This is a genomic window from Acidimicrobiales bacterium, from assembly GCA_035533595.1.
In the GTDB taxonomy this organism is placed as follows: domain Bacteria; phylum Actinomycetota; class Acidimicrobiia; order Acidimicrobiales; family Bog-793; genus DATLTN01.
This window is the reverse complement of the sequence record DATLTN010000065.1, coordinates 1-23,127: the sequence shown is the minus strand read 5'-3', so window position 1 is coordinate 23,127 and position 23,127 is coordinate 1. Positions and strand designations below refer to the sequence as shown.

At 70.4% G+C, this 23,127-nt stretch carries 27 protein-coding genes; 10 read left to right on the top strand and 17 right to left on the bottom strand.

All coding sequences use genetic code 11. From position 1 onward, the window contains the following. Window position 1 precedes the first annotated feature (1 nt). Entirely contained in the window at window positions 2-385 is a 384-nt protein-coding gene (locus VNF07_12410) for a lipopolysaccharide assembly protein LapA domain-containing protein (GenBank protein HVB07039.1), read from the top strand. Here the strand turns inward: VNF07_12410 and VNF07_12405 are convergent. After that, on the bottom strand, window positions 382-1,581 hold the full coding sequence (locus VNF07_12405; GenBank protein HVB07038.1) for a CaiB/BaiF CoA-transferase family protein: 1,200 nt from the start codon (window positions 1,579-1,581) through the stop codon (window positions 382-384). The two genes, VNF07_12410 and VNF07_12405, sit on opposite strands and share 4 nt — an antisense overlap. A gap of 95 nt (window positions 1,582-1,676) precedes the next feature. On the opposite strand from VNF07_12405, the gene VNF07_12400 reads away from it, so the two are divergent. Further along, a complete protein-coding gene (locus VNF07_12400) occupies window positions 1,677-1,934 on the top strand; it encodes a Smr/MutS family protein (protein HVB07037.1) in 258 nt (85 codons plus the stop codon). Window positions 1,935-2,415: 481 nt separating this feature from the next. Here the strand turns inward: VNF07_12400 and VNF07_12395 are convergent, their stop codons facing one another. Next, window positions 2,416-3,858: a transposase gene (locus VNF07_12395; GenBank protein HVB07036.1), complete on the bottom strand. Its 1,443-nt coding sequence runs from the start codon at window positions 3,856-3,858 to the stop codon at window positions 2,416-2,418. Window positions 3,859-3,963: 105 nt separating this feature from the next. Between VNF07_12395 and VNF07_12390 the strand changes: the two genes are divergently transcribed. Together VNF07_12390 and VNF07_12385 are read left to right on the top strand one after the other, a co-directional pair. Beyond that, entirely contained in the window at window positions 3,964-4,368 is a 405-nt protein-coding gene (locus VNF07_12390) for an antitoxin MazE family protein (protein HVB07035.1), read from the top strand. Next, window positions 4,365-4,697: a type II toxin-antitoxin system PemK/MazF family toxin gene (locus VNF07_12385; protein ID HVB07034.1), complete on the top strand. Its 333-nt coding sequence runs from the start codon at window positions 4,365-4,367 to the stop codon at window positions 4,695-4,697. The genes VNF07_12390 and VNF07_12385 overlap by 4 nt, the downstream gene beginning before the upstream one ends. Window positions 4,698-4,819: 122 nt before the next feature. On the opposite strand, the gene VNF07_12380 is transcribed toward VNF07_12385, so the two are convergent. Beyond that, entirely contained in the window at window positions 4,820-6,088 is a 1,269-nt protein-coding gene (locus tag VNF07_12380) for a hypothetical protein (protein HVB07033.1), read from the bottom strand. Window positions 6,089-6,689: 601 nt separating this feature from the next. Between VNF07_12380 and VNF07_12375 the strand changes: the two genes are divergently transcribed. After that, window positions 6,690-7,544 carry an LLM class flavin-dependent oxidoreductase gene (locus VNF07_12375; GenBank protein HVB07032.1) on the top strand — a complete coding sequence of 285 codons (855 nt, stop codon included), beginning with the start codon at window positions 6,690-6,692 and terminating at the stop codon, window positions 7,542-7,544. Here the strand turns inward: VNF07_12375 and VNF07_12370 are convergent, their stop codons facing one another. Continuing rightward, entirely contained in the window at window positions 7,545-8,423 is an 879-nt protein-coding gene (locus tag VNF07_12370) for a hypothetical protein (GenBank protein HVB07031.1), read from the bottom strand. A 50-nt stretch (window positions 8,424-8,473) separates the two neighbouring features. Here VNF07_12370 and VNF07_12365 point away from each other — a divergent pair, with 50 nt between their 5' ends. Beyond that, on the top strand, window positions 8,474-9,025 hold the full coding sequence (locus VNF07_12365) for a histidine phosphatase family protein (protein HVB07030.1): 552 nt from the start codon (window positions 8,474-8,476) through the stop codon (window positions 9,023-9,025). Between the two features lie 10 nt (window positions 9,026-9,035). On the opposite strand, the gene VNF07_12360 is transcribed toward VNF07_12365, so the two are convergent. The 9 genes from VNF07_12360 to VNF07_12320 all read right to left on the bottom strand — a co-directional run bounded on the left by VNF07_12360 (window position 9,036) and on the right by VNF07_12320 (window position 14,877). Then, a complete protein-coding gene (locus tag VNF07_12360) occupies window positions 9,036-9,980 on the bottom strand; it encodes an aldo/keto reductase (protein HVB07029.1) in 945 nt (314 codons plus the stop codon). A 55-nt stretch (window positions 9,981-10,035) separates the two neighbouring features. Beyond that, window positions 10,036-10,887 (bottom strand): fatty acid desaturase, encoded by an 852-nt coding sequence (locus VNF07_12355; GenBank protein ID HVB07028.1) that lies wholly within the window; start codon window positions 10,885-10,887, stop codon window positions 10,036-10,038. Window positions 10,888-10,980: 93 nt separating this feature from the next. Next, a complete protein-coding gene (locus VNF07_12350; protein HVB07027.1) occupies window positions 10,981-11,727 on the bottom strand; it encodes a SigB/SigF/SigG family RNA polymerase sigma factor in 747 nt (248 codons plus the stop codon). After that, the gene (locus VNF07_12345; protein ID HVB07026.1) at window positions 11,727-12,047 is read right to left on the bottom strand and encodes a hypothetical protein; all 321 of its coding nucleotides are present in this window, start codon (window positions 12,045-12,047) and stop codon (window positions 11,727-11,729) included. The genes VNF07_12350 and VNF07_12345 overlap by 1 nt, the downstream gene beginning before the upstream one ends. A gap of 74 nt (window positions 12,048-12,121) precedes the next feature. Further along, the gene (locus VNF07_12340; GenBank protein ID HVB07025.1) at window positions 12,122-12,451 is read right to left on the bottom strand and encodes an STAS domain-containing protein; all 330 of its coding nucleotides are present in this window, start codon (window positions 12,449-12,451) and stop codon (window positions 12,122-12,124) included. Between the two features lie 181 nt (window positions 12,452-12,632). Then, window positions 12,633-13,379, bottom strand: coding sequence for a hypothetical protein (locus VNF07_12335; protein ID HVB07024.1), 747 nt, complete (start codon window positions 13,377-13,379; stop codon window positions 12,633-12,635). A gap of 29 nt (window positions 13,380-13,408) precedes the next feature. Continuing rightward, window positions 13,409-13,789, bottom strand: coding sequence for a hypothetical protein (locus tag VNF07_12330; GenBank protein HVB07023.1), 381 nt, complete (start codon window positions 13,787-13,789; stop codon window positions 13,409-13,411). Window positions 13,790-14,145: 356 nt separating this feature from the next. Further along, a complete protein-coding gene (locus tag VNF07_12325) occupies window positions 14,146-14,424 on the bottom strand; it encodes a DUF6458 family protein (protein HVB07022.1) in 279 nt (92 codons plus the stop codon). A 78-nt stretch (window positions 14,425-14,502) separates the two neighbouring features. Continuing rightward, the gene (locus tag VNF07_12320) at window positions 14,503-14,877 is read right to left on the bottom strand and encodes a hypothetical protein (GenBank protein ID HVB07021.1); all 375 of its coding nucleotides are present in this window, start codon (window positions 14,875-14,877) and stop codon (window positions 14,503-14,505) included. A 230-nt stretch (window positions 14,878-15,107) separates the two neighbouring features. Here VNF07_12320 and VNF07_12315 point away from each other — a divergent pair, with 230 nt between their 5' ends. Both VNF07_12315 and VNF07_12310 read left to right on the top strand, forming a co-directional pair. Beyond that, window positions 15,108-15,479, top strand: coding sequence for an ATP-binding protein (locus tag VNF07_12315; protein ID HVB07020.1), 372 nt, complete (start codon window positions 15,108-15,110; stop codon window positions 15,477-15,479). A 47-nt stretch (window positions 15,480-15,526) separates the two neighbouring features. After that, window positions 15,527-16,513 carry a GGDEF domain-containing protein gene (locus VNF07_12310; GenBank protein ID HVB07019.1) on the top strand — a complete coding sequence of 329 codons (987 nt, stop codon included), beginning with the start codon at window positions 15,527-15,529 and terminating at the stop codon, window positions 16,511-16,513. 5 nt (window positions 16,514-16,518) lie between these two features. Here the strand turns inward: VNF07_12310 and VNF07_12305 are convergent, their stop codons facing one another. From VNF07_12305 to VNF07_12295, 3 genes are read right to left on the bottom strand one after another with little or no spacing between them, the layout of a single operon-like run. Then, window positions 16,519-16,911 (bottom strand): ATP-binding protein, encoded by a 393-nt coding sequence (locus VNF07_12305; GenBank protein HVB07018.1) that lies wholly within the window; start codon window positions 16,909-16,911, stop codon window positions 16,519-16,521. Continuing rightward, the gene (locus VNF07_12300) at window positions 16,908-17,225 is read right to left on the bottom strand and encodes an STAS domain-containing protein (GenBank protein HVB07017.1); all 318 of its coding nucleotides are present in this window, start codon (window positions 17,223-17,225) and stop codon (window positions 16,908-16,910) included. The genes VNF07_12305 and VNF07_12300 overlap by 4 nt, the downstream gene beginning before the upstream one ends. Next, a complete protein-coding gene (locus VNF07_12295) occupies window positions 17,213-18,787 on the bottom strand; it encodes a PP2C family protein-serine/threonine phosphatase (GenBank protein HVB07016.1) in 1,575 nt (524 codons plus the stop codon). Before VNF07_12295 ends, VNF07_12300 begins: the two co-directional genes overlap by 13 nt. A gap of 333 nt (window positions 18,788-19,120) precedes the next feature. Between VNF07_12295 and VNF07_12290 the strand changes: the two genes are divergently transcribed. Beyond that, window positions 19,121-20,698 (top strand): FAD-dependent oxidoreductase, encoded by a 1,578-nt coding sequence (locus VNF07_12290; GenBank protein HVB07015.1) that lies wholly within the window; start codon window positions 19,121-19,123, stop codon window positions 20,696-20,698. Between the two features lie 127 nt (window positions 20,699-20,825). Continuing rightward, a complete protein-coding gene (locus tag VNF07_12285; protein HVB07014.1) occupies window positions 20,826-21,773 on the top strand; it encodes an MEDS domain-containing protein in 948 nt (315 codons plus the stop codon). Here the strand turns inward: VNF07_12285 and VNF07_12280 are convergent. Next, entirely contained in the window at window positions 21,755-22,942 is a 1,188-nt protein-coding gene (locus VNF07_12280; protein ID HVB07013.1) for a citrate synthase, read from the bottom strand. The genes VNF07_12285 and VNF07_12280 overlap by 19 nt on opposite strands. Between the last annotated feature and the right edge of the window lie 185 nt (window positions 22,943-23,127).

Genomic DNA, 23,127 nt, shown 5'->3' with positions numbered 1-23,127 from the left:
GATGGCCGAGGACGAGATCGAGAGCGGCGCGGCGGCGGAGCTGCCCGCGGAGCCGCAGCCGCACCGCATCGAGAAAAGCGGTTCGGGTGCCGCCTGGGTCGGGGCGGGGGCCGGCGCGGTCGTCCTCGCGGCGCTGATCGTCTTCATCGCGGAGAACGCGAAGGCGGTGCACGTCACCTTCCTCTTCCTCCACGCGCAGCTCGACCTCGGCCTCGCGCTGCTCATCGCCGCGCTCGTCGGCGCGGTGCTCGTCCTCATCATCGGCACGGTGCGGATCCTCGTGCTGCGCCGCCTCGCCAAGCGTCACGGCGTCGAGGACGTCGCCGCCTTCCGCCGCCTCGGTCGTGCCGTCGCCCGCCGCCGCGGCGAGCGCCCACCCGGTTAGGCGACGACGCCCGCCGAGTAGAGGCCGGCGATCGCCGCCTCGGCGTAACCGAGGGTGGCGAGGACCTCGCGCGTGTGCTCGCCAAGGAGCGGCGGCGGCCCGCTCGGCCCGAGCTGGTCGCCGGCGCCCGCCAGCGGGTAGCCGGTCCCCACGTACTCGCCGACGGTCGGGTGCTCGAGGCGGACGAGCTGGCCGCGCTCGGCGACCCAGGGGTCGTCGTAGAGCTCGCCGGTGGTGTTGATCGGACCGCAGGGGACCCCGGCGGCGACGAGGCGTTCGAGGAACTCGGCGCGCGTCCCGCTCGCGAAGCGCGCTTCGAGCAGCTCGGCGAGGGCATCGCGGTTGGCGACGCGCCGCTCGTTGGAGGAGAAGCGCTCGTCGTCGGCGATCGGGAGGCCGAGCGCTGCGCAGAACTGCTGCCAGAGGCGCTCGGAGCCGACGGCGACGTTGATCGCGCCGTCGCTGCAGCGGTAGGCCTGGTAGGGGGTGATGATCTGGTGCGCGGTCCCCATCGGCGCCGGCGAGCTGTCTCGGTAGAAGTGCAGGCCGGTGGCGTAGACATGCAGCGCCAGCTGCGCCTCGAGGAGCGAGACGTCGAGGTACTGGCCCCTGCCGGTCGACTCGCGGGCGTAGAGCGCCATCAGCACCCCGATGATCGCCCAGTTGCCGGCGTTCAGGTCGGCGATCGGCAGGCCGATCTTCACCGGCTCGCCGCCCGGCTCGCCGGTCGCCGCCATCAGCCCGCCCATCCCCTGGGCGATGAGGTCGTAGCCGGGCCGGTCGCGGTAGCGACCGCTCTGACCGAAGCCCGAGATGGCGACGTGCACGATGCGCGGGTTCAGGGCGGCGAGCGCCGGGTAGTCGAGGCCCCAGCGCTCGAGGGTCCCGGGGCGGAAGTTCTCGACGACGATGTCCGCGCCCTGTGCGAGGCGGCGGATGATCTCCTGGCCCTCGGCGCGCTGCAGGTCGATGACGACGCTCTTCTTGTTGCGGTTCGCCGAGAGGAAGTAGAGCGACTCCGGCGCGTCCTCCGGGCCGACGAAGGGAGGCCCCCAGAGCCGCGTGTCGTCCCCGTGACCCGGCGGCTCGACCTTCACGACCTCGGCGCCGAGCTCCCCGAGGAACTGGGTGCAGTAGGGGCCGGCGAGCACGCGCGAGAGGTCGAGGACCTTGATGTGCTCGAGGACGCGGGCCATTGCGCCGGGATGCTAACGGGGCACCGCCCGCGGCTCAGGGGCGTGCCCCTCCGACCCTCGCGGTGGGCACGCCCGAGAGCGGGAAGACTTGTCGCGTGGCGAAGCTGAAGCTGGACCTGCACGACATCTACAACCGCGGCCACGACATCGACGCCGCGCTGCGGGGGATCATCGACGAGGCGGTCCGCATCCACGCGAGCGAGGTCGAGATCATCCCCGGCAAGGGCTCCGGGGCCCTCAAGAAGCACGTGCTGCGCTTCCTCGACGAGCCCGAGATCAAGGCGCTCTACCACCGGGTCGAGAAGGACTCGAAGAACTTCGGCCGCCTGTTCGTCCACTTCCGCTGGAAGTAGCAGAAAGTGGCCAAAATCTGCTACGAGCTGCTCTTTTGTCGGTCGGGGACACCAGTCTGACGCAGATCTGACGCAGCGGATTGAAACACCTCGTCGACTGCCGACCGGGTGCGATCCTCGCTGCCGGGACGCGGCCTCCGCCACGGTTAGTCGTCGGTAGCCTGCAGGACGTGTCGGGAAGTATTCGTCACTATCGGCGCTACCAGCGCTTCCCCGTCTATCCCGTAGGTGTGCCGCGACCTCGCAGTCGCCGCGTGCGCCAGCCTGACCAGAAACCGCGGACTTGGCGGAGTCGAGCCGGCGCCTGGATCCTCCGGCTCCTCGGGGGCTAGGAAGCACTCGTTGTTGCGTATCCCAGACGCCCGGAGATCGCGTCCCGCGTGGAGGCTGTCGCACAGATGGACAGCAGTGCGGACCTCAACGTGGATGACTCGAGCGACATCACTCGCTGATCAGGGTCGGATCCATCGATAGCCGCCGATCAAGCCATCCGGAGCCGGTGATTTCGCACCTTGAAGAGGTTGTGAACGGTGCAGATGAGTCTCCACTCGCTGGTAGCAAGCACGATGCCGCGTCCCGACAGTCGTCGGAAGCGGAGGTTCGCTTTGATGTTGCCGAAGACCGGCTCGGTCGTCACCTTCCGGAGCGCGTAGCGGCGCCGTCCTTCGGGTGAGTCGAGCCGTTCGAGCATCTGTTTACGTAGCACTGCGGGGTCGCCTCGCCCCCGCTGCCGGTTGGTGAACAACCTCCACGCCCAGGCCGCGGAGATGTCCATCTCGACTGCTGCTGCGGGGAGCGAGAGCTCGCCTCGTTCGACACGAGCAAAGATTGCCTCCCGAAGCTCGAGCCGAGTGTCGCCAGGTTCGAGATTGCCGTTGACCACGGGCATCGGGGTGACGAGTAGCTCTGCGTCGACATCCATCGTCACGTTCTCGACATTCCAGTAACCGGTGTCGGCAGCGAAGGTCGCGGCTGGTGCAGCGCCGGCACGTGCGAGGTTCTCCTCGGTTGCGCGCACCATCGGGATGAACATCGTCGTGTCGCTCGCGGCGTTCGTCACCTCGGCGGCCACGATGACCTGGTCAGCGCTGACCGCGGCCTGCGCGTTGTAGCCCTGGATGAAGTGGCCGTGACTGCGCAACGGACGGGAGTCCGGATCGGTCGGGTTCGCGATCCGTTCCTTCGCGCGGCCACTCGTTGGTGACGGCTTGGCGCCCGAGAGCTTGTGCCCGAGCTCGGCCTCCTTTTGTGCACGGGCGGCGAGACGGAACTCATAGTCCGAAGCGTCGGCCTCGTCGAGCTGGCGAAGCGCCTCGGCAACGCGAGCCCGGCGGCCATCGCGACGTCGCCAGCGATCCGGAAGCTCGTCGCCGCGGGCGTCGCCCAGTCGCTCGTCGTCATCGTGGTCGACCTGCTCTGCTTCGCCCAGGACCTCCTCGGCGAGCTGTCGGCGCGTCCGGTTTGCCGCCAGCGACGCGTTGGCCTCGAGTTTCGTGCCATCGATCGAGACCACGCCCGACATGACGAGCCCTTCGGAGACGCAGAGTCCGAGCACCTGAGCGAACAGGTCGCAGAGCGCATCGGCGTGTCGGCGACGAAAGCGCGCGAGCGTCGCGTGGTCGAACTGCTGGTTCGCGGCGACGACCCGGAAGGCGACGTCCTCTATGAGCCGCTGCTCGATCCGTCGCGAGGAGCGCTCACCGACGCTGTAGGCGTAGAGCAAGGCGGCGAGGACCGTGGCTGGGTCGTAGGCCGCGCCGCCGCGGCCGTCCTCACGGAGTCCCGCGTAGAACGCGGTGAGGTCGAACTGCGCGACGACATCGAGAATGAAGTACGCGAAGTGGTCCTCGGGCAGCCAGTCAGCGACCGACGGCGGTAGCAGATAGAGCTGGTCGCGGTCGGCTTCGCGCAAGTTGATCGCCATGGACAATTGTCTCGCGCGCCCTCGGAAAACGCGAGTACCGAGGCATTCGTGCGACAGCCTCCGTGGTGGTGTAAATCGTCAGAGACGAGCTGACCCGACGTAGCAATGCACTCACTCGTTCTTCTATCTGTGCTTCTCGCCGCGCAGACGAGAGGTGCGACGGGCGGTAGAGCGCGGAGTCAGACGCGGCTCCGACTGCCGACGCAAAAGCGCCTCGTAACGCCGGGATTGGGTGCAGCGACGCGCTGTGCCGACGGAACGCCTGCTATCGTTACATGTAACGAAGGAGGCATCATGGCTCCAATAGGTGCATCGAGACATCGCGTCGCTGAACACCGCGCGCGCTTGCGTGCCCAGGGGCTGCGGCCCGTGCAGATCTGGGTGCCTGACGTGCGTGCTCCGGGATTCGCAGCAGAGGCGCACCGCCAGGCGAGGGCTGTCGCTGCGAGCGAGCACAGTGCTGACGACCAAGCTTTCGTCGATTCGGTGTCGCTCTGGCCCGAGGAGTGAGACGAGGCGAGATCTGGACCGTCGCCGGTGGCAGTGACTACGCCGGCAAACCGAGGCCAGCAGTCGTCCTCCAAGACGACAGGTTCGATACCGACTCCGTGACGGTATGTCCGTTTACGACTGACCGCACTGAGGCGCCACTGTTTCGGGTGGAGATCGAGCCGGGCACTGACAACGGGCTGAACCAGGCGTGCCGGCTCATGGTCGACAAGATCACGACGGTCCGTCGTTCGCGGCTCGGTGATCGTATAGGCGAGCTTTCCGATGCCGACATCGTCCGGCTCAATCGGGCCGTCGTCGTCTTTCTCGGTGTTGCTTCGAGCGGCTGAACGGGTCCCTCGGGCCAGTCCGATAACGCGACTGTCGCTCGACCACCGAGGTGCCCCACAACAGTGAATGGGCCTGAATCGGTTGGCTGCTCCTCGGTGCACCCGAGCGCGGCGGCGCTCGGTCATGATTCGGCGGGAGTGAGCGAGAGGGCGAGCTCCACAGCCTCCTCCCGCTGCAGCGGGCAAGGCTGAATCTCGGCCCGGATGCCTCCCACCACCGTTCGGACATTGCGGACACACGATGTCGGGTCGACGCTCGAGATCTCGACCACGCGGCCATCGCGCTCGACCGGTATCCAGTCGATGTGCGTTGGTCGCTCCTCGGCCTCGACGGGCGCCTCGGCGATGGTGAAGCCCACCCCCGGACCTTTGATGTAGATCAAGGCGACGCGGGGAGGACCGTCTCCTTCCTCGAAGACGGCTCCGCCGCTGAAACGCCAGCCTTCCGGCACCCGCGGGACGAGGACCTGGAAGGGCACCGCCTCAACAATCTCGGACAATTGCCGGTAGTGGCGAGGTCCAGGAGTGGACGGCAGCACGCGGCCGCTCGGCGGCGCGAACAGTGCGTCGTCGAATGCCTCTGGGAAGTCGAGATCGGTGACCTCCCTCTCGAGAATCGGCTCACCCCGGTAGTAGTTGATGCGCCTCAGGGTGCAGCCGGTCGCAAGATCGATAATTAGTCGATGCTCGTTGCCGAGATCGAAGGCACGCGCCGCTCGCGGCCGGGGTGCTTCGTGCACGAGCTCGAAATCGATCGGCGTGAACAGGACCGTCGCCGCCGGTCGGCCGGAGTACTCACCGACGGCCTCGACTTCGAGGCTGCCTGGCTCGCTCGACCAGGAGGAATCGCACACCCAACCTGCATGCACGGGACGAGCCATGCTGCGGTTCTCCAGCGACCGGCTGCCGAGACCGTCGGCGTTCTCCCACCAGAAGATTGAGCCGTCGGTCGCTGCGATCCCCGAGAGCTGCGCTGCGCGGCGACCCTCACCGACGCCCTCCTCCCGGTAGCGCGCGGGACGAAGGGTCGAAAACGGGTCTCGCCAAGACTGCGCGTCGAGTTCCATCCACGTTTCGCCGTGCCAGTTCGGCTGGTTCGAGGGAACCCTCGTCCGTCCCTCGGACGGGACGAATGTGCGGCCGAGGGCCCGCTCACGTTCCTCGGTCATTGCCCGAGCGCCCGGGCCACTTGTCTGTCGTGTAGCCACGTGGACACGGCGAATTGCCATCGGCAGGTCGTGCGCCAACACGAACAGGTCACCCAGCTCAATCGCTGGCTGTGTGGCGTCGCGATTGGCGAACAGATTGGACCTCGCCGTCGAGTAGGTCTCGCCCGTCCGTGACATGCGCTCGCGAACGAGTCGCTTCAGGTCTTTCTCTTCCCTCGGCATCGAAACCTCCGGCGCCGACGAAGACGCCCCAGCAGCGCAGTTTCGCCGACGGCGGTCGGTCTTAGGCGGGCCGGTTCGGGAGTGTGCCCCCCTTTGCCCCTGGGCCGGCTCCGCTGGGAGGAGCCGATGGGGTTGTGCGATGAACCCTCGCTGAACCGATTCTCGGACCTCTTGGTCGACCAGTCAGGGGACTTCGCAGGTATCACCTATCGCGTATACACGTGTGATCCATCGTGCATCCCCGCGCCGTCCGCGACATCTCACCCGTTGACGCAGTTCTGACACGCGAGCATGGAAACTCGAGGTCACCAACGGTCAACAGTGGACCATCAAACTACCTGGTCAGGAGCCACTTCTACGGACTCGGCCTCGTTGTCGGACTGCCTCTGTCACTTCCGCTGGAAGTAGCAGAAAGTGACGAAAAACGAAGCCGTCGTCGCCTCGCCTCGGGCCCCTGCGGATCACTGCGAGGTCGACAGGCGGCGCGCGTTCCGAGCCCGAGCAGCCTCGAGGGCGCTTGTGGCTGCGGCCGCGGGCGAGACGATCGTGGCGCGGGGTTGGCCCGCAGGCTTTAAGGTCGCGCCGAACCGGAGGGAGCATCATGGAGATCTCGGTCAGCCTGCCCACAAGCCTCCCCGCCAAGGGCGTCATCACCTGGGCGCGGCGCGCCGAGGGTGCCGGTTTCAAGATCCTCACCTCGGGCGACCGCATGATCACGACCGACCTCGAGACTCTGGTCTCCTTCGCCGCGGTGGCCGCCTGCACCGAGCGGATCGAGCTCATCACCTCGGTGATCCTCTCTCCGCTGCGGGCCAACCACCTCGCCTTCGCCCGTGAGGTGGCGACGCTCGACCACTTCTCCGAGGGGCGGCTCACGCTCGGCCTCGGTGTCGGGTCGAGGGCCGAGGACTATGCCGAGTCGGGGGTCGACTTCCATCGCCGCGGTGCGCTGATGGACGCGCAGCTCGAGCGGATCACCTCGATCTGGCGGGGGATGCTCCCCGAAGTCGGCCCCGCCCCGTACACGCCGGGCGGCCCGCCGATCCTCTTCGGGGGCCGCGCGCCCGCGGTGCTGCAGCGAGTCGCGCGCTGGGGCGCGGGGTGGATCTGCCCGACTTCGGGCGGCGTCGAGGGCTTCACCGTGGCCAAGGAGGAGCTCGCAAAGCTCTGGGAGGCCGAGTCGCGCGACCGCCGCCCGCGGCTGTTGGCGAACGGGCCCCGCTACGCACTCGGCGCGAAGGCCGAGGCCGCGGCAGACGAGGCCGTCCGCGCCTACAACGCCGCGCACGCCACCTCGTCAGTGACCCAGACGCTGCGGCCCGTGATGACGAGCGGCGAGGAGATCCGTGAGCAGATGGCGGCGTTCGCCGCGGCCGGCTGCGACGTGCTCTGCCTCTCGCCGGCGGAGTACGAGCCGGAGCAGATCGAGCTGCTCGCCGAGGCGATCGGCCTGTAGTCAGCCGCGGCGCGCCACCGCCTGGCCGTAGGCGGCGTCGGCGCCACCGAGCCCGCAGTACAAAAAGAGCGAGACCTCGTCGTCGCCCCGCGCCGGCACCCCTTCGCCGAGCAGGCGGCCGAGCGCCACGAGGGGCAGGCCGGCGAGCTCGCTGAGCGGCGAGGTGAGGTCGTCGGGCGCGTCGCTCACGACGCGGCGGGTGCGGACGAGCAGCTCCGCCGGTGCCTCGTGGGCGGACGTCGTCTTCGCTCCGATCGAAGTCACGTGGGCCCTGGGAGCGACCCAGTCGGCCTCGATCACGGGCTCGCGGCTCGTCGTGCACAAGATGACGACGTCCATGGCATCGGTCGCCTCGCGCGCCGAGCCGACGGCGACGGCGTCGAGGGAGAGCTCGTCGCGGGCCCGTGCCGCGAAGGCCTCGCGGTGAGCAGGATTGGGGCTGAAGACGGAGAGCGCAGCGACCTCGCGCGCCCCCGTCAGCCCCCAGATCTGCGCCCATCCGTTGCGGCCGCTCCCGAGCAGGCCGACGCGCAGCGCCCCGGGACGGGCGAGGAGGTCGGCGGCGACGGCGGCGACCGCCCCGGTCCGCCGTGCCCCGATCTCGTTGCCGACGATGACGGCGTCGATCGCGCCCTGTGGCGTCCAGGTCACGGTGAGGTGCTCGAGCGGGGCGTTGGCCGGCCCGGCGACCCGCAGGCCGACACCCCGCTCACCGTCGCCACCGGCCCCGAGGATGAGGCGCACGTCTCCGACGTTGAGCGAGAGCCGCGGTGGCGAGTGGTACTCGCCCCGCTCGTGGGCGAGGAGCGCCTCGCGCATCGCCGCCACCGCCTCGGCGGGGGTGAGGGCGAGGGCGTCGTCGTCGGTGAGGATGCGCACGGGAGGCTCCTTGTGGGGTTCTTCGTCCGATCCTCCTACCATGCTCGACGATGGCCCGCCTGCTCCTCCTCCGCCACGGTGAGTCGGCGTGGAACGCCGTTGGACGCTGGCAGGGCCACGCGGACCCGCCGCTCAGCGCCCACGGCGAGGAACAGGCACGGCGCGCCGGCGAGGCGCTCGGGGGGATCGGCCGGGTCGTCTCCTCGGACCTGCGGCGGGCGCGGCGTACCGCGGAGCTGCTCGCCGCGGCCTCGGTGCTCGGGGAGGCCTACCCCGAGCTGCGCGAGCGCGACGTCGGCGTCTGGTCGGGCCTCACCAACTCCGAGGTCGACCGGGACTACCCCGGTGACCGCGCCGCGGGCCGCACCCCGCCGGGCTGGGAGAGCGACGAGGCGCTTGTCGGGAGGGTCCTCCCGGTCCTCGAGCGCCTTGTCACCGGAGACGAGGCCGCGGTGCTCGTCGTCGCGCACGGCGGGGTGCTGCGCGCCGTCGAGCACCGTCTGCGCGGCGAGGCGGCGACCGCAGGCAACCTCTGCGGCTACTGGATCGAGGCCGACGGCGGGCTGCGCGTCGGCGAGCGGGTGCGCTTGCTCGAGGGCTGAAGCGGTCGCCTCAGGCGACGCCGTGCGCGCGCGAGGGCGTGTCCGCGTCGTCCGCGGAGGCGGGCGCGAGGCGGTCGACCTCGGCGATCTCGTCGGCGCTCAGCTGCCAAGCGCCGGCGGCAGCGTTGGCCCGCGCCTGCTCGCCCCAGGTGGCGCCGGCAATCACCGAGACGACGCCGGGCTCGGCGAGCAGTCGGGCGAAGGCCAGCTCCAACACGGCGTGGCCGCGCGCCTCGGCGAAGGCGGTGAGCGCCTCGACGACGTCGAAGTTGTGCTCGGTGAAGACCGCCGCCTTGCGCTCGGGGCTGGCGGCCGCGAGCCGCGTCCCTTCCGGGAGCGGCTCGCCGCGGCGGAACTTGCCGGTCAGCAGGCCGTGGTAGAGGGGGAAGTAGGCGTTGAAGGCAACGCCCGTGGCGACGCACTCGGGGAGCACGTCGAACTCGGCCTTGCGGTTGAGGAGGTTGTAGTCGTTCTGGACGCTCACGAAGCGGGGCGCTCCCCCCGCCACCGCCGCCTCGGCGGCGCGCAGCTGGGCGACGGAGAAGTTGGAGCAGCCGATCTCGCGCACCTTGCCCTCGGCGACGAGCTCCCCGAGGGCGGCGAGGGTCTCGCCGATCGGCGCGTCGGGGTAGGGGTGGTGGAGCTGGAAGAGATCGATCACCTCGACCCCGAGGCGGCGGAGGCTCGCCTCCGCCGACCGCCGGACGTGCGAGGGAGGGCCGTCGTACTTGGTCGCGATCACCGCCTCGTCACGGTGGCCGGCGAGCGCGCTGCCGAGACACTCCTCGCTCCTGCCGTCCGCATAGGAGTCGGAGGTGTCGAAGTAGTTGATCCCGGCCTCGAGCGAGGCGTGCACGACCTCCGCGCTCTGTTCCTCTTGGAAGCGGATGCCGAAGTTGTTGCACCCCATTCCGACGACCGAGACCGAGAGGCTCCCGATGCTGCGCCGTTCCATCACACCTCCTCGGTCACCCGCTCGCGTCGGTGCCGCGCCCTGCCGGCGGGGAGACTCAGGGGGCGCTCGCGCCGACGAGCTCGCGGGGGCGCTCGGCGACGACCTTGGTGAGGCGCGCCGTGCGCAGCACGCGGATCACCTGCCAGCCGAGGTCGAAGCGCTTGCTGATCTGCGCGAAGTGCGGGTTCAGGTGGTGGGTGTAGTGCTCGCCCTCACCGAAGATGAGGAACGAGAGCGCCCGGACGTTGATCGCGTAGCCCGCGCCACCCTCGACGAAGGACTTGGCGCGATGGCAGTCGGAGTTGATCGACCCGCCGAAGCGGAGCACCACGGCGATGTGCACCCCGACGCAGAGGGCGCCGAAGGCCACCGCGGCGAGCTCCCAGGCGAGGCTGCGGCCGACGCCGAGGATCGGCGGGGCGAAGAGCGCGAAGGCGAGGGCGTAGAGGACGCCGGTGACCACGGCGCCGACGACCGGCGTGCCGTAGACGGCGCGGTCGAGGGCATCGAAGGGGCGGTCGTCGGCGAGGTCGTAGGTGTCATCGCGGATGTCCGGGCACTGCGCCTCGGCGTGGAAGATGGCGGCCATGTGCCAAGAGACGCGCTTGTAACCGTCGATCCCCTCGCGCTCGCTGATGATCACCGGCGAGTGCGGGTCGTGGCGCACCTCGTCGAGCCAGACGTCGGTGTAGAGGTGGTGCTTGCGGTGGATGCGCCGCCACTCCCAGTGCCGCATGAAGACCGTGAGGTAGGTCATCAGCCGCCCGATCTCGTAGACCGGCCGCGACATGCGGTGCGCCCGGTGGGTCACCCCGCGGTGGAGAAAGACGGTGATCGTGACGCCCGCGAAGCCGGCGCCGATGAGGCCGGCGAGGACGGTGAGGCCCGCGAGGGCGAGGATTTTCACGCGCTCGTGGTGAGGGGGCGTCGTTGCTGGTCGTGGCGCACCCCACGACCGTAGCGGCTGGGGGAGGCGGTGGGCAGCGTCAGGGCCGTTGCTTCAGTCCGAATCGCTGAAGGCCTCGTGCAGCACGGCGAGGCTCCGGCTGAGGAGCCGGGAGATCTGCATCTGGGAGAGGCCGAGGCGGGTGGCGATCTCGGACTGGGTGAGGCCCTCGACGAAACGGAGCTCGATGATCAACCGGTCTCGCGGCGCCAGCGCGGCGAGCTGGGGGAGCAGCGTCGTGCGGTTCTCGACCGTGGCGAAGTCCTCGTCGAGCGCACCGAGGCGGCTGCCGAGCGAGTCCCCTTCGGGAGCGGGGGCGTCGAGGGAGGCGGAGCGATAGGCGTGTGCCGCCTCCAGCGCCTCGAGGACCGCCTCCTCGCTCACGTTGGCCTCCGAGGCGAGCTCGCGGACGGTGGGCGAGCGACCGAAGCGCTGGGAGAGTTCCTCCACGATCGGCCCGAGGCTGAGGTACAGCTCCTGCACCCGGCGCGGCGCGCGCACCGACCAGCCGCGGTCGCGGAAGTGGCGCTTCAGCTCCCCGATGATCGTCGTCGCTGCGTAGGCGGAGAACTCGAAGCCGAGGTCGGGGTCGAAGCCCTCGACCGCCTTGATGAGGCCGATCGAGCCGGCCTGCACGAGGTCGTCGAAGGGCTCGTTGCGGTGCGCGAAACGCCGCGCGAGCTGCTCGACGAGGGGGAGGTACGCGGTGATCAGCTCGTCGCGCAGCTGAGGGTCGCGCGTCCGTGCGAACTCCTGGAACTTCTCCCGGAATGCTTCGGCGTCTTTCGGATCGCCCGTCATCAGTGCCCGGCCGGTTCGCGACCTTTGCGGAAGGATCCGCCTCGCGCGCCGTCGGTGAGCTTGCCGACCTCGTACTCGTCGGTCAGTGCCGCGAGGATCCGCCGGGAGAGGTCGTCCTCCTCGCCCTCGTCGAAGCCGATCGCGTTCACCTCGCAGCGCACGCTGATCGCCGACTTGTCCCACGAGCATTCGAGGACCATGCGGCTCTCACCGGTGGCCCCCACGGCGCAGGTGCTGCACAGCTCACTGACCGCGAGACGCAGGTCCTCGATGTCGTCGATCCCGAAATCGATGCCGGTGGCGATGGCGCTCACTCCCATGCGGGCGAGCGTCCACATCTCCGGGTCAGCCGGGAGATCGAAGCTGGCCTGAGACCGTCCTCCGTCGTCCAGGCTCATCCGGCGAGCGCAGCGTCGAGGGTCTCGTGCACGGTGAAGAGGCCGAGGAGGCCCGTCACCTCGAGCACCTTCAACACCGGGCGCGCACTGATCACGAGCTCCAGGCCGCCGGCCGCGCCTTCCTCGAGGCGCTTGTGCGTCGAGATGAGCACCCCGAGGCCGGTCGAGTCGAGGAAGCTCACGCCACCAAGGTCGGCGACGACGCGGGTCGCGTCGGCCGGAGCCGCGTCGAGCTGCTCGCGCAGCTCCGCGGCCGTCGAGATGTCGACCTCCCCGGTTGCGTGGATCACGTAGACGCCCGCCCGTTCCTCAACCGTTACCTCCAACAGCCCTGCCACGTGCTCCCCTCCCGCGTCATCGGCGCCGGCAGTCGCCCCAGCGCTTCGCACCAACCCACCTTGGATTGGCGCACACCTTACGGCCCAAGCTGGAGGAGGCGTCACAGCGTGACCGAGAGCGCCCGCGGGCGCGCGCGTCAGCGCGCGAGAAGTGCGGGTCAAGGCCGCTTCAGCGAACGTTCGGGCTAAAGGTGTAGGTGGTGTCGAGCACGGGGGAGGGGATCACCCCGAGCACCTTGGCGCCGTTGCTGATCGTGATCGACTGGGCGCGGGCGGCGATGACGATCGAGGCGCTCCCGGTGACGGGAATGGGGGTCGCGGTGGCCGGCACGAGCACGCTCGCCAGCAGTGGCTTCGCGGCGTCGATCGGCGAGCGGACGACGACCCAGCAGGGGCGGTCGATCGACAGGCTGATCGTGTAGTGCGCGCTCGGCACGGCGTAGGTCGCGCTCGCGGCACCGCTTGAGACGAGGCCGAAGTGCGCGGCCGCCGGCCGCTCCACCGTGGCTGCCGAGGCGACCGAGGCCGTCGGGTGGAGGTCGGCCTTCACCGCGGCCAGCAGCTTCGGCTGGAGCTTCAGCACCGCCAGGCCGAGGTTCGAGAACACGACGATCGCGAGCAGGCTTAGCACCGCCCCGCGCACCGCGGAGGGGGCCGGCCGCCGGGGCGGTCGCTGGGGCAGCGCAGGAGGGAGGGGGGCGGCGATCCGCACCGGCGCCGTGTCGAGCCCGAGGCGAGTCACCGGGAGGCTGATCGTGTCCGCCGACGTCTCGTGCGCTGCCGGCGACGTCGCCAGCGAGAGCGCCGCGAAGCGCAGCTGCTCGAAACCGGTCGAGTCGAAGGACCCGAGCATCACGTGGTGGGTGGGCGCGCCCCCGGGGAAGGGGCCGTCAGCAGTCTCTGGGAGTGTCGACATCGCCAGCTCCGTCACGGTTGTAGGCGCCTTCAGCCGGCGAACGCCGGTGCGGTCGTCGCGAGATCACGGAGGGCTGCGGCGGGGAAGTCGGCGATCGCCCGCAGCGAGAGCTCGCTCGTCGCCTCTTCAAGGCAGCGGTCGCAGCCGGCGCCGAGGTGGCGGCGCGAGCGGAGCAGGCGGGTGCTCGAGCGGTCGAGGAAGACGAGGAAGGCGTCGCTCGACTCCTCGATCACGAGGCGGTCGTAGGGGCGCCAGTCCGTCGTCACCGGAAGGTGCTCGTCGAGGCCCTTCACCATCCGCCGGAAGCGGTGGTTTGCCTCGTCGAAGAGCCAAGTGCTGTGACAGGAATCGATTACGAGCAGTGCCTCGGGCGCCTGCTGGGTGTCACGGTCAGAAATCGGCTGCGGCATCTGTTCCTCACTCGGGCCACGCCCACCGCAGGGGATTGCGGTGGAACAACTTCTCCGTCTGGCGATCTCGCTGGCGAGCGATCTCGTTGGTATTGGGCTACCCGACCGCCCCCGCCGCCAAACGCTCCGTGTACCACCGAGGTGGCCGTTTTCGGGTGAAAGGTCGCGTCGGGCCGCGGACCTCGGTAGGGGGTGAGGGTGCCCTTGAGGGGCCGCCACGCAGCGCCGAGCAGCCACCTGGCGCCCCGGTGTTGCCGGGAGGGGCTCGCTCTGGAGCGCTTGCGGCCGCGCACGCGAAGACGCCGCCCGGGCGAACCCGGGCGGCGTCTTCGGGGGAGGGAGTGGTTGCTTTGGGACTACGGAAGGACGTCGGTGTGCGTGCGCTCTTCGCGAACGACCGTGCGGTTCGTATCGCCGAGGCCGTCGGTGGTCGTGCGGGCCGAGGTCGTCCGCTCGGTCCGACCGCGGGCCGACATCGGGCCCCACACCGTGAAGCCGAGGATGAGGCCAAGCGCGCCGGCGATCATGAGGATGACCCCGATGATGCCGATCGACGCACCGTGCACATGGTAGTAGACGGCAAATCGCAAAATTGCACCCACTGCCATGAGGAAAATGCTGCTACCAATCGCCATGCTCAATTCCTCCTGTGAAGACCTGTTAATACGTCTTCCCCGTTCAGCGGTGGAGAAAACATTGGTCCGATAAAAGGGCTATGCGCCCTGCTCTTCGGTGTGCCGTGCACGCCGAAGGATCGTCGACACTCGCTGGTGGGAGACCTCGAAGCGGCGGGCTATCGACGTCACCGACTCGCCTTCACGGGCGAGCGAGTGCGCGAGCCCCTGCTGGAGGCGCGCCCCCGCGCGGGTGACGCGACTGGCAACCCTTCCGGCGAGGATGACGGCGCGCGGCCGGCCCTCGCCGAGGACGTGCCGCATGGGACGCCCCGCCTGGCGGTCGGCACGCACACGCTCCAGCTCGCCGAGGAGCTCTCGCTCGTCCTTGAGGTTCGCGGCCACCGCTTGCTCGACCTCGTCGAGGGCGGCGATGACTGGGTCGCTCCCCCGAGTCTGTTCAGTCTCGGCCACTGCCATCTTCCTCCGCGCCTCCTTGTTGGGCGCCAGGGCCGGCGCCGGGGGATAGCTACCCGCATTCCTCCGGACTAACCAACGCGCGCATTTGGCCACTTCAAAGGGGGTATTTCGGGTCGCCAAGGGTTGGGACGGCCGCGGGCGGGGCATGTTCAAAGTCCGGACCCCCAAAGGGGGCGCGGTTCGGTAAGAGGTCTTGCCCTCACTAGTGAAGAGGGGGTGCTCAAGTGCGTGTGTTTGCGCGGGTCCCTGGTTCGGTTCGAGCCGTGCGCGAGTTCGTGGTGTCGGTGATCGGTGATCGTCCCGCGGCCGAGGATGCCGCGCTGCTCGCCTCCGAGCTCGCGACAAACGCCGTCCGCTACGGCGAAGGACAGATCGAAGTGAGCGTCCAGGAGATGGACGACGTGATCCGCGTCGAGGTCCACGACGACTCGCGCGAGCTGCCGGTGCTCCGCTTCCCGGGGGAGCGCGGTTCGGCCGGCCGTGGCCTGCAGATCGTCGCCACCCTCGCGCTCGGCTGGGGCGCCGAGACGCGGGGCGCGGGGAAGGCCGTGTGGTTCACCCTGCCGAGCGGAACGGTGCACCGCCAGAGCGCCTGATCCAGGCCTCCAGGGCTTGGCCCCAGGATGCAGATAGCCTGAGGCCGATGCTTTCCCGGCAAGGGAGCGCCGTCGCAGCGTTCTTCCGCGCGCGCCTCTCCACGCGCCCGCGCCCGGTGTGGACGCTCAGCGCGATCGATGTCATCGCTGCCGCGGCGGTGATCGCGGCGGCTTTCGCGCCGGCGACGATGCACCACTTCATGCGCGTCGGCATCATCTGCGGCATCCTCCTCGCGGCGGCGGCGGCGGCGACCTGGGCGCTCGGCAGCCGCCTCGAGCGGGCCGGCCTGGTCATCGGCGTGCTGGTGCAGGTCGCCATCCTGTCCGCGGTGATCGCCGAGGCGCCGACCCCGCAGGGCGCGATGCTCGGCTGCCTCACCTTCATCTGGAGCGCTGTCTACTCGGCGTCGTTCTTCGCCCGGCGGGAGATGTACGTCGTGCTCGCGGCGGCGACGATCGGCTCGGCGGCTGCGCTCGCGAGCAACGGCATCCACCGCTGGCTGGGCTTCTGGGTGGTGCTCACGGTGACCACGGTGACCACCGGCGTCGTCCTCGAGCGCTCCGTCGGCCAGTTGCGGCGCGAGGCCGAGACCGACGCCCTCACCGGGCTGCTCAACCGCCGGGGCTTCTTCAAGGCGGCGGAGGTCGCCCGCTCGATCTCAGAGCGCGCCGGACTCGTCGTCGCCGTGGTCGTGATCGACCTCGACAACTTCAAGGGCGTGAACGACCTCGAGGGCCACGCGGGCGGCGACCGTCTGCTCGTCGCGGCGACCGCTTCCTGGCGCTCCCAGCTGCGAGCCGGCGACCTCCTCGCGCGCTTCGGTGGCGACGAGTTCGTGCTGCTGCTGCCAGGCCTCTCCCCGCCCGAGGTGGGCGCCCTCGTCGAGCGCTTTCACGAGGTGCACCCGATCGCGTGGACCTCGGGCGCGGCCTTCCTCGCCGAGGGGGGGACGATCGAGGAGGCGCTCGTGCGAGCCGACGAGCTGCTCTACCGGGCCAAGGTCACCCAGGGCGGCCCCGACCGCAGTTCCTGAGGCGTTCAGCCGCTCCGGGCGGCACCTGGCAGGGCGAGGCTGAACCACACGGTGTTGCGCCACCCAGGAATCGCGGCTGGCCGTACGCCCCACTCGTCGGCGAGCGCATCGACGACCTGCAGCCCGCGCCCCGTCGGGTCGCTGCTCACCGGCGAGCGCCGGACGGCGCCACCCGTGCCGTTGTCGGAGACCTCGACCGCCACGCCGTCGTCAGCCGCGTCGATCCTCACGTCGAAGGGGGTCGCGCCGTGGCGGAGCGCGTTGGTGGCGAGCTCGGAGACCATCAGCGCGACGAGGCCGACGAAGGCCTCGGGCAGTCCTACAAGTGACTTCTCGGCGAAGTGCCGGGCCCGAGGCACCGACCCCGAGGCGCGGGGGAAGTCGTGCTCGAAAATCATTCGGCCACGGTGAAGGTGCCGGTGAGGCCCGTGACCTCGATCACGCGGAGCACGATGGGCGTCGGTCGACGGAGGAGCACCCGCGCGTGGTTGGACGCGTGGACGAGGACGGCGATCCCGGAGCTGTCCATGAAGGAGAGCTTCTCGAGGTCGAAGACCAGCTCCTCGGGGTCGTTCGCGAGGGCCTCGTCGACGACGGTACGCACACCCTCGGCGTTCGAGAAGTCGAGCTCGCCGGCGATGGCGATGCAGGGGGCTCCCCCCTCGGTCATCTCGAGGTTGGCGGTGACCCCGCCCTCGCCTAGTTCAGCCATCGGACCCCCAGGATCGCGGTGTCGTCATCGGAACCGTACGCACCAGCATGCACGACCACGTTGTCCAACAACTCTCCCAAAGAGCCGTGCTCGGCGTTAATCATCGACGTCAGCTCGGCGAGCGACTCGTCGATCAACTGACCCCGCCGCTCCACCAGCCCGTCCGTGAAGGCGACGAAGGTCGCGTAGGGGGGCAGGTCGACCTCGAGCTCGCTGTACGGGAGCGGGGTCGAGACGCCGACGGGGGCACCGACGACGGTCGCGATGGAGCGGCAGGCGCCGTCCGCGAGCAGCAGCGGGTTCAAGTGGCCGGCGTTCGCGATCGTGAGGGTGCGCATGCGCTGGTCCGCGAGCGCGAGCAGCACCGTCGCGAAGTGTCCATCGCTCTCGAGGTCGTGGAGCTGGGTGAGCTTGGTGAGGATCCCGGCGGGCGAGTCGCCCCCCGCGAGGTAGGCGCGGATCGAGTAGCGCAGCTCGGCCATCACGGTCGCGGCCCGCAGCCCCCGCCCCGAGACGTCGCCGACGACGAGGAGGAAGCGGTCGTCGTCGATGCCCACGACGTCGTACCAGTCGCCGCCGATGTCCATCCCCCGCACGCCCGGCAGGTAGCGGGCGCCGATCTCGACGCCGGGGAGCGGAGGGATGGACTCGGGGAGGAGGGCGTGCTGCAGCGTCTCCGCGATGTGGCGCTGCTCGTCGTAGAGGCGGACGACCTCGCGCGCGGCAGCGTCGCGCTCGCCGGCGATCGCCTCGGCGGCGGCGCGGCGGCGCACGAGGCGCTCGACGAGCCACGCCGCTCCGAGGGTGATGAGCAACCCGAGGCCGAGGACGATCCACTTCAAGTCGGCGAAGAAGGTCCCGCCGAGGGAGGCCCCAGGGGTCATCACGAGGAGGAAGGAGCCGGTGCCGAAGGGGACCGAGACCGAGGCCCGGCGGCCGGTGATCGGGAGCTGCGCCTCGTCGGTGGCGAGAAGGTCGGCGGGGGCCTCGCGGCGACCGAAGTAGATCGCGTAGTGCAGGTTGGCGAACGAGGAGTCCGAGGCGACGGGCGCCCGCCGGCTTGGGTTAAGCGAGGTCTCTTCGTAGACGAGGTAGGACGAGCCCTTCGGCGCGTAGGCGTAGCCGATCCGCTCGCCGGTGGGCCCCGTCACGATCATGCTGCCCAGTAGCCCGCTCCTTGCGGTGCGCGTGAAGAAGGTGCTTGCGAGCGCTCGGTCCGCGGCGATCTCCGGGGCCACGCCCACCTTGGCCATCAGCGCGACATGGCCGGGAGAGAGGGCCCACAACGAGCCCGAGACTGCCCCGGCATGGAGCTTCAGCGCCGCGGCCATGTAGCGGTCGAACTGGCGGGTGTCCCCCCCGGTCGCCTGCGCGAGCTCGTCGGCCGAGGCGAGGGGCGTCTCGATGCTCGGGATCGCCCCGGCGATCGCCGCCCCGGCGTCGTTGACGCGCAGGGCGAGCAGCCGGTTCTCGTTGCGGTTGTAGATGACGTTGGTGGTCACGCTGGCGGCGGCGGTGAGGGCGAAACCGACGAGCAGGACTGCGAGAGCGGCCCCGTGCACCCGCGAGCGACGGCGCGCGCGAGGGGGGGCCGCGGCACGCGGGGCAGTCGCGGTGGCCGATCCCGCGCCTTGCTCATCCGACGCCATCGAGCTCCTCCCGCCCGCGGCCGAGTTCGGGCGCTCCCAGCCGCGGCCGACACTACCGGACGGTGCGTGCGTCGTGGAGGGCGGTTTTGCAACAGGGTGCTGCGTCACCGCAGCTCAGCCCCGGTCACTGATGGCATTCGTTCGCCAAAGCATGACCTTCGCAGGCGCCGTCCGCGGCCACGCCCGCCGCTCTTTGCGGTACAAGGTCGACCTCCTCCAAGCTGTGGGAGGAGAGAGAGGGTTGCCGTGGAGCGCTACCAGGTCATCATCGTCGGGGGAGGGCCCGTCGGCGTCGCGCTCGCCGTCGACCTCGCCCAGCGCGGCGTCGAGGTCCTCGTCCTCGAGCGCCACCGCGAGGTCGGCCGCATCCCGAAGGGCCAGAACTTGATGCACCGCAGCCTCGAGCACTTCGCGGCCTGGGGCTGCGTCGACGAGTTGCGCAGCGCGCGGCTGCTGCCTCCGGGGTACCCGATCGGGGGGATCACCGGCTACCGCAACCTCGCCGGTGAGCACTGGTACCTCCCCGAGGGCCTCGCCGGCGCCGGCGCCTACTTCTCGGAGGCGAACGAGCGCCTTCCGCAGTACCGGACCGAGGAGGTGCTGCGGGTACGTCTCGGCCAGCTCCGTTCCGCGACCCTGCGCTTCGGCGTCACGGTGACCGCCGTCGAGCAGGACGCGGAGGGCACGCGGGTGCGCTTCGTGACCGACGAGGTTCCCGATCGGGAGGAGGTGCTCGCTGCGGACTATGTGGTCGGCTGTGACGGGGCGCGCTCGCTCGTGCGCGAGCAGTCGGGGGTCAGCCGCCGCAGCCGCGACTTGGACCAGAAGATGGTCCTCGCCGTCTTCAGCTCGCCAGAGCTGCACGAGTGGCTGGCGCGCTTCCCCGAGCGCACGACCTACCGGGTGCTCGACCCCGCGCACGCCGGCGTCTGGCTCTTCTTCGGCCGGGTGCGCCTCGGGGAGACCTGGTTCTTCCACGGGCCGGTGCCGCGCGAGACGACCGCGGAGGACACCGGGACGATCCTCGAGCTCATGCACGCCGCCGCCGGCGTGGACTTCGCCTGCGAGTTCGAGCACATCGGCTTCTGGGAGCTGCGGATCGACGTCGCGACCGAGTATCGGCGCGGGCGGGTCTTCATCGCGGGGGATGCCTGCCACAGCCATCCTCCCTACGGCGGCCTCGGCCTCAACACCGGCCTGGAGGACGTCCGCAACCTCGGTTGGAAGCTCTGGGCGGCGCTCGGGGGTTTCGGCGGTGATCGCCTCCTCGACTCCTACTCCGCCGAGCGCCAACCAATCTTCGAGCAGACCGGCGAGCAGGTCATCGCCGCCTGGGTCGACGACGACGCCGCCTTCCTCGCCCGCTACTCGCCGGAGCGCGACCCCGAGGAGTTCGCCCTCGCCTGGGGCGCCCGCACCGGCGGGGAGATGGCGCCCTCGTGGTACGAGCCGCACTACGACGCCTCGTCGATCGTCGTCGGCGGGGGCGGGGTGACCGGCATCCGCGGTGAGCACCAGTTCACGGCGCGTGCCGGCCATCACCTCGCGCCCTGCCAGCTCTCCTCGGGGAAGGACCTCTTCGCCGAGCTCGGCGACGGCTTCGCACTCCTCGCGTTCGACGCATCCGAAGCGGCCGCCGTGATCGCGAGCGCGGCCGCGGCGACCGGCGTGCCGCTCGTCGTCGTCGAGGACAGCTACGCCGACGACCGCCTCCGCTACGGCGCGCGCCTCGTGCTGGTGCGCCCTGACCACTTCGTCGCCTGGCGCGGCGACGCGCCACCGGAGGCACCCGAGGGGCTGCTCCGCGCAGTGACCGGTCGTTGAATCTGGCAGCGTCCGCCGTTACCCTGCTGTCGGCGCCGACGCAGCGTTTGGGGGGGTCGGGAGCGGGTAAAACCCTCCGGCGGCGAGTAGGGAAGGTGAGGCGCAGTTGACTCCGGAGACCAGTGTCGTGGCCCACGGGGCCCACGTCGTGGACTTCTACGCCTCCGTCGCCGATCTCACCCAGCGTGCCTGCAGCTATCTCGCGCACGCCCTCGACGAGGGTGCTGCGGTCGTCATCGTCGCCACCCCCGCGCACCTGCAGGCCTTCGGCGAGCTGCTCGCCGCCCGCGGTGTCGACCTCGCGGCGGCCCGGGCCGAGGGACGACTCCTCTCGGCGGACGCCGCGCGCACCTTGTCCCGCTTCGTCGTCGACGGGGCGATCGACGAGGGCCGTTTCGAGGAGGTGGTCGGCGGGCTGCTCCGTAGCGCCGCGGCCGGGGGGCGCCGCATCGCCGCCTACGGGGAGATGGTGCAGCTGTTGTGGGAGCAGGGCGAGGTCGGGGGCGCCCTCGAGCTCGAGACGTGCTGGAACCGCCTCGCGGGCTCCCAGCCCTTCTCGCTCTACTGCGCCTACCGGAGCGAGTCCATCGACGAGCACGCGGAGGGCCGCGAGGCGATCGAGCGCCTGCACGACTCGCTCGTCGACGAGCGCGCTTCCTTCGGCGACTCCGCTGAGCGCGCGCTGTCGGAGTTCCCCTGCCACCGCGGCGCGGCGAGGGCGGCTCGCCACTTCGCCCTCGAGGTCCTCCGCCGCTGGGAGATGGGCGCGCGCGCCGAAGAGGTCGCGGTCGTCGTCACCGAGCTCGCCAGCAACGCCCTGCGCCACGCCAAGTCGCCCTTCACCGTGGAGCTGGCGCGCCGTGACGGGCGCCTCCGCGCCTCGGTGCGCGACGGCAGCGAGCAACCCCCGGTCGTACGCGAGCTCACCAACGAGCGCTACTCGGGGCGCGGGCTCGTCGTCGTCGCACGCCTCGCGAGCGACTGGGGCTACGACTTCCTCGATGGCGGCAAGGCCGTCTGGGCAGAGTTCGACTACGAGGTCGCCGCCGACGCGGTTCAGGTGGCGCCGACGTAGACCGGTTGCGGTCGGAACCTGAGGGGCTCCTCGTCGAGCTCCTCGAGGAAATGCGCCGTCCACCCCGCGAGACGGGCGATCGTCGTGATCACGAGGCCCGCGGCGCGCGGCATGTCCGCGGCGAACATGATCGCCGCGAGGCCGAAGTCGACGCTCGGCCGGGGGAGCTGATGCAGGTCGGCCAGCTCGAGCACCGCCCGCACCACGGCGAACCGTTCCGGTGTCCCGACGCGCTCGACCTCCTGCTGGAGGGCCGAGAAGCGCGGGTCCCCGTCGGGGTACTCGCGGCGCCCGAAGCCCGGGAGGACCCCCTGGTGGCGGAGGGCATCGTCCATCGCCTGCTCGGCGCCCTGGGACTCGGCGTCCTGCAGCAGCGCGTGCGCGAGCTCGCTCGCCGAGCCCTGCGCCCGCGCCGAGGAGGCGCTCACCCCGACGAGCATCGCGTCGAAGTAGGTGGCGCGCGCCGAGGCGGCGATGCGCACCGCGAGGGCGGGTGGCGTCAGCTCGTGATCGGCCAGCACCACGAGGGCGGCGTTCACGGCGCGCACCACCTCTGGGCGGGCGCCGCCCTCGGCGAGGCGGTCGGCGAGGCGCTCGGCGAGCGAGCCGCGGACCGTCCTCCCCCCGTCGAGGCGCAGCTCGGATGCGCGTCCGGGGGGCGCGGCGGGCGGCAGGCAGTCGACGATCGTCGCCAGCAGCGCGGTCGCCATCTCGACGATCGAGGGCCGGCGGAGGTCCGAGGCGAGGCTGGCGCGGGCGCCGCTCATCATGATCGACCACTTGAGCCGGTTGCGCATCGTCATCTCCGGAGCGGGAGGGAGCTCCAGGGGGACCCACCCGGCGGGCGCGTCGGACTCCCAGAGCAAGGCGGCGACCTCCTCGAAGGAAGCCGTGGTGGCGAGCTCAACCGCGGGGATGCCGCGGTAACGGGGGCCGGTCGGCAATAGCTGGGTGATCGCCGTCGTGATACGGATCGAGTGGTCGTCGGCCTGGCGGCCGCTCTTGCCCCGACGGGCGATCCGCTCGACCTCGTCGAGGTCGAAGAGGCGCCGTCGGGCCTCGGGCGCGGGGTGAGACTGGAGGATGCCCCGGCTCACGTAAGAGTAGAGCGTGGCGAGCTTGATCCCAAGGCGACGGGCGGCTTCCGCGCTGTCTACCATCTCGCCCATCGGGCCAGCATAGGTTGCTGCGACCTTCACGACAGGTTGACGTATCGATCAACCTTGCACGAAGGCGGTTCCCGGCGTTACGGTGGGCCAACGCACGGCGGCAAAGGAGCGAGGGGCATGGCAACTGAGCGGAGCGTTCGCACCTCCCGGGGGGACCGCTTCCTGCGGTCGTTCATCGACACCGA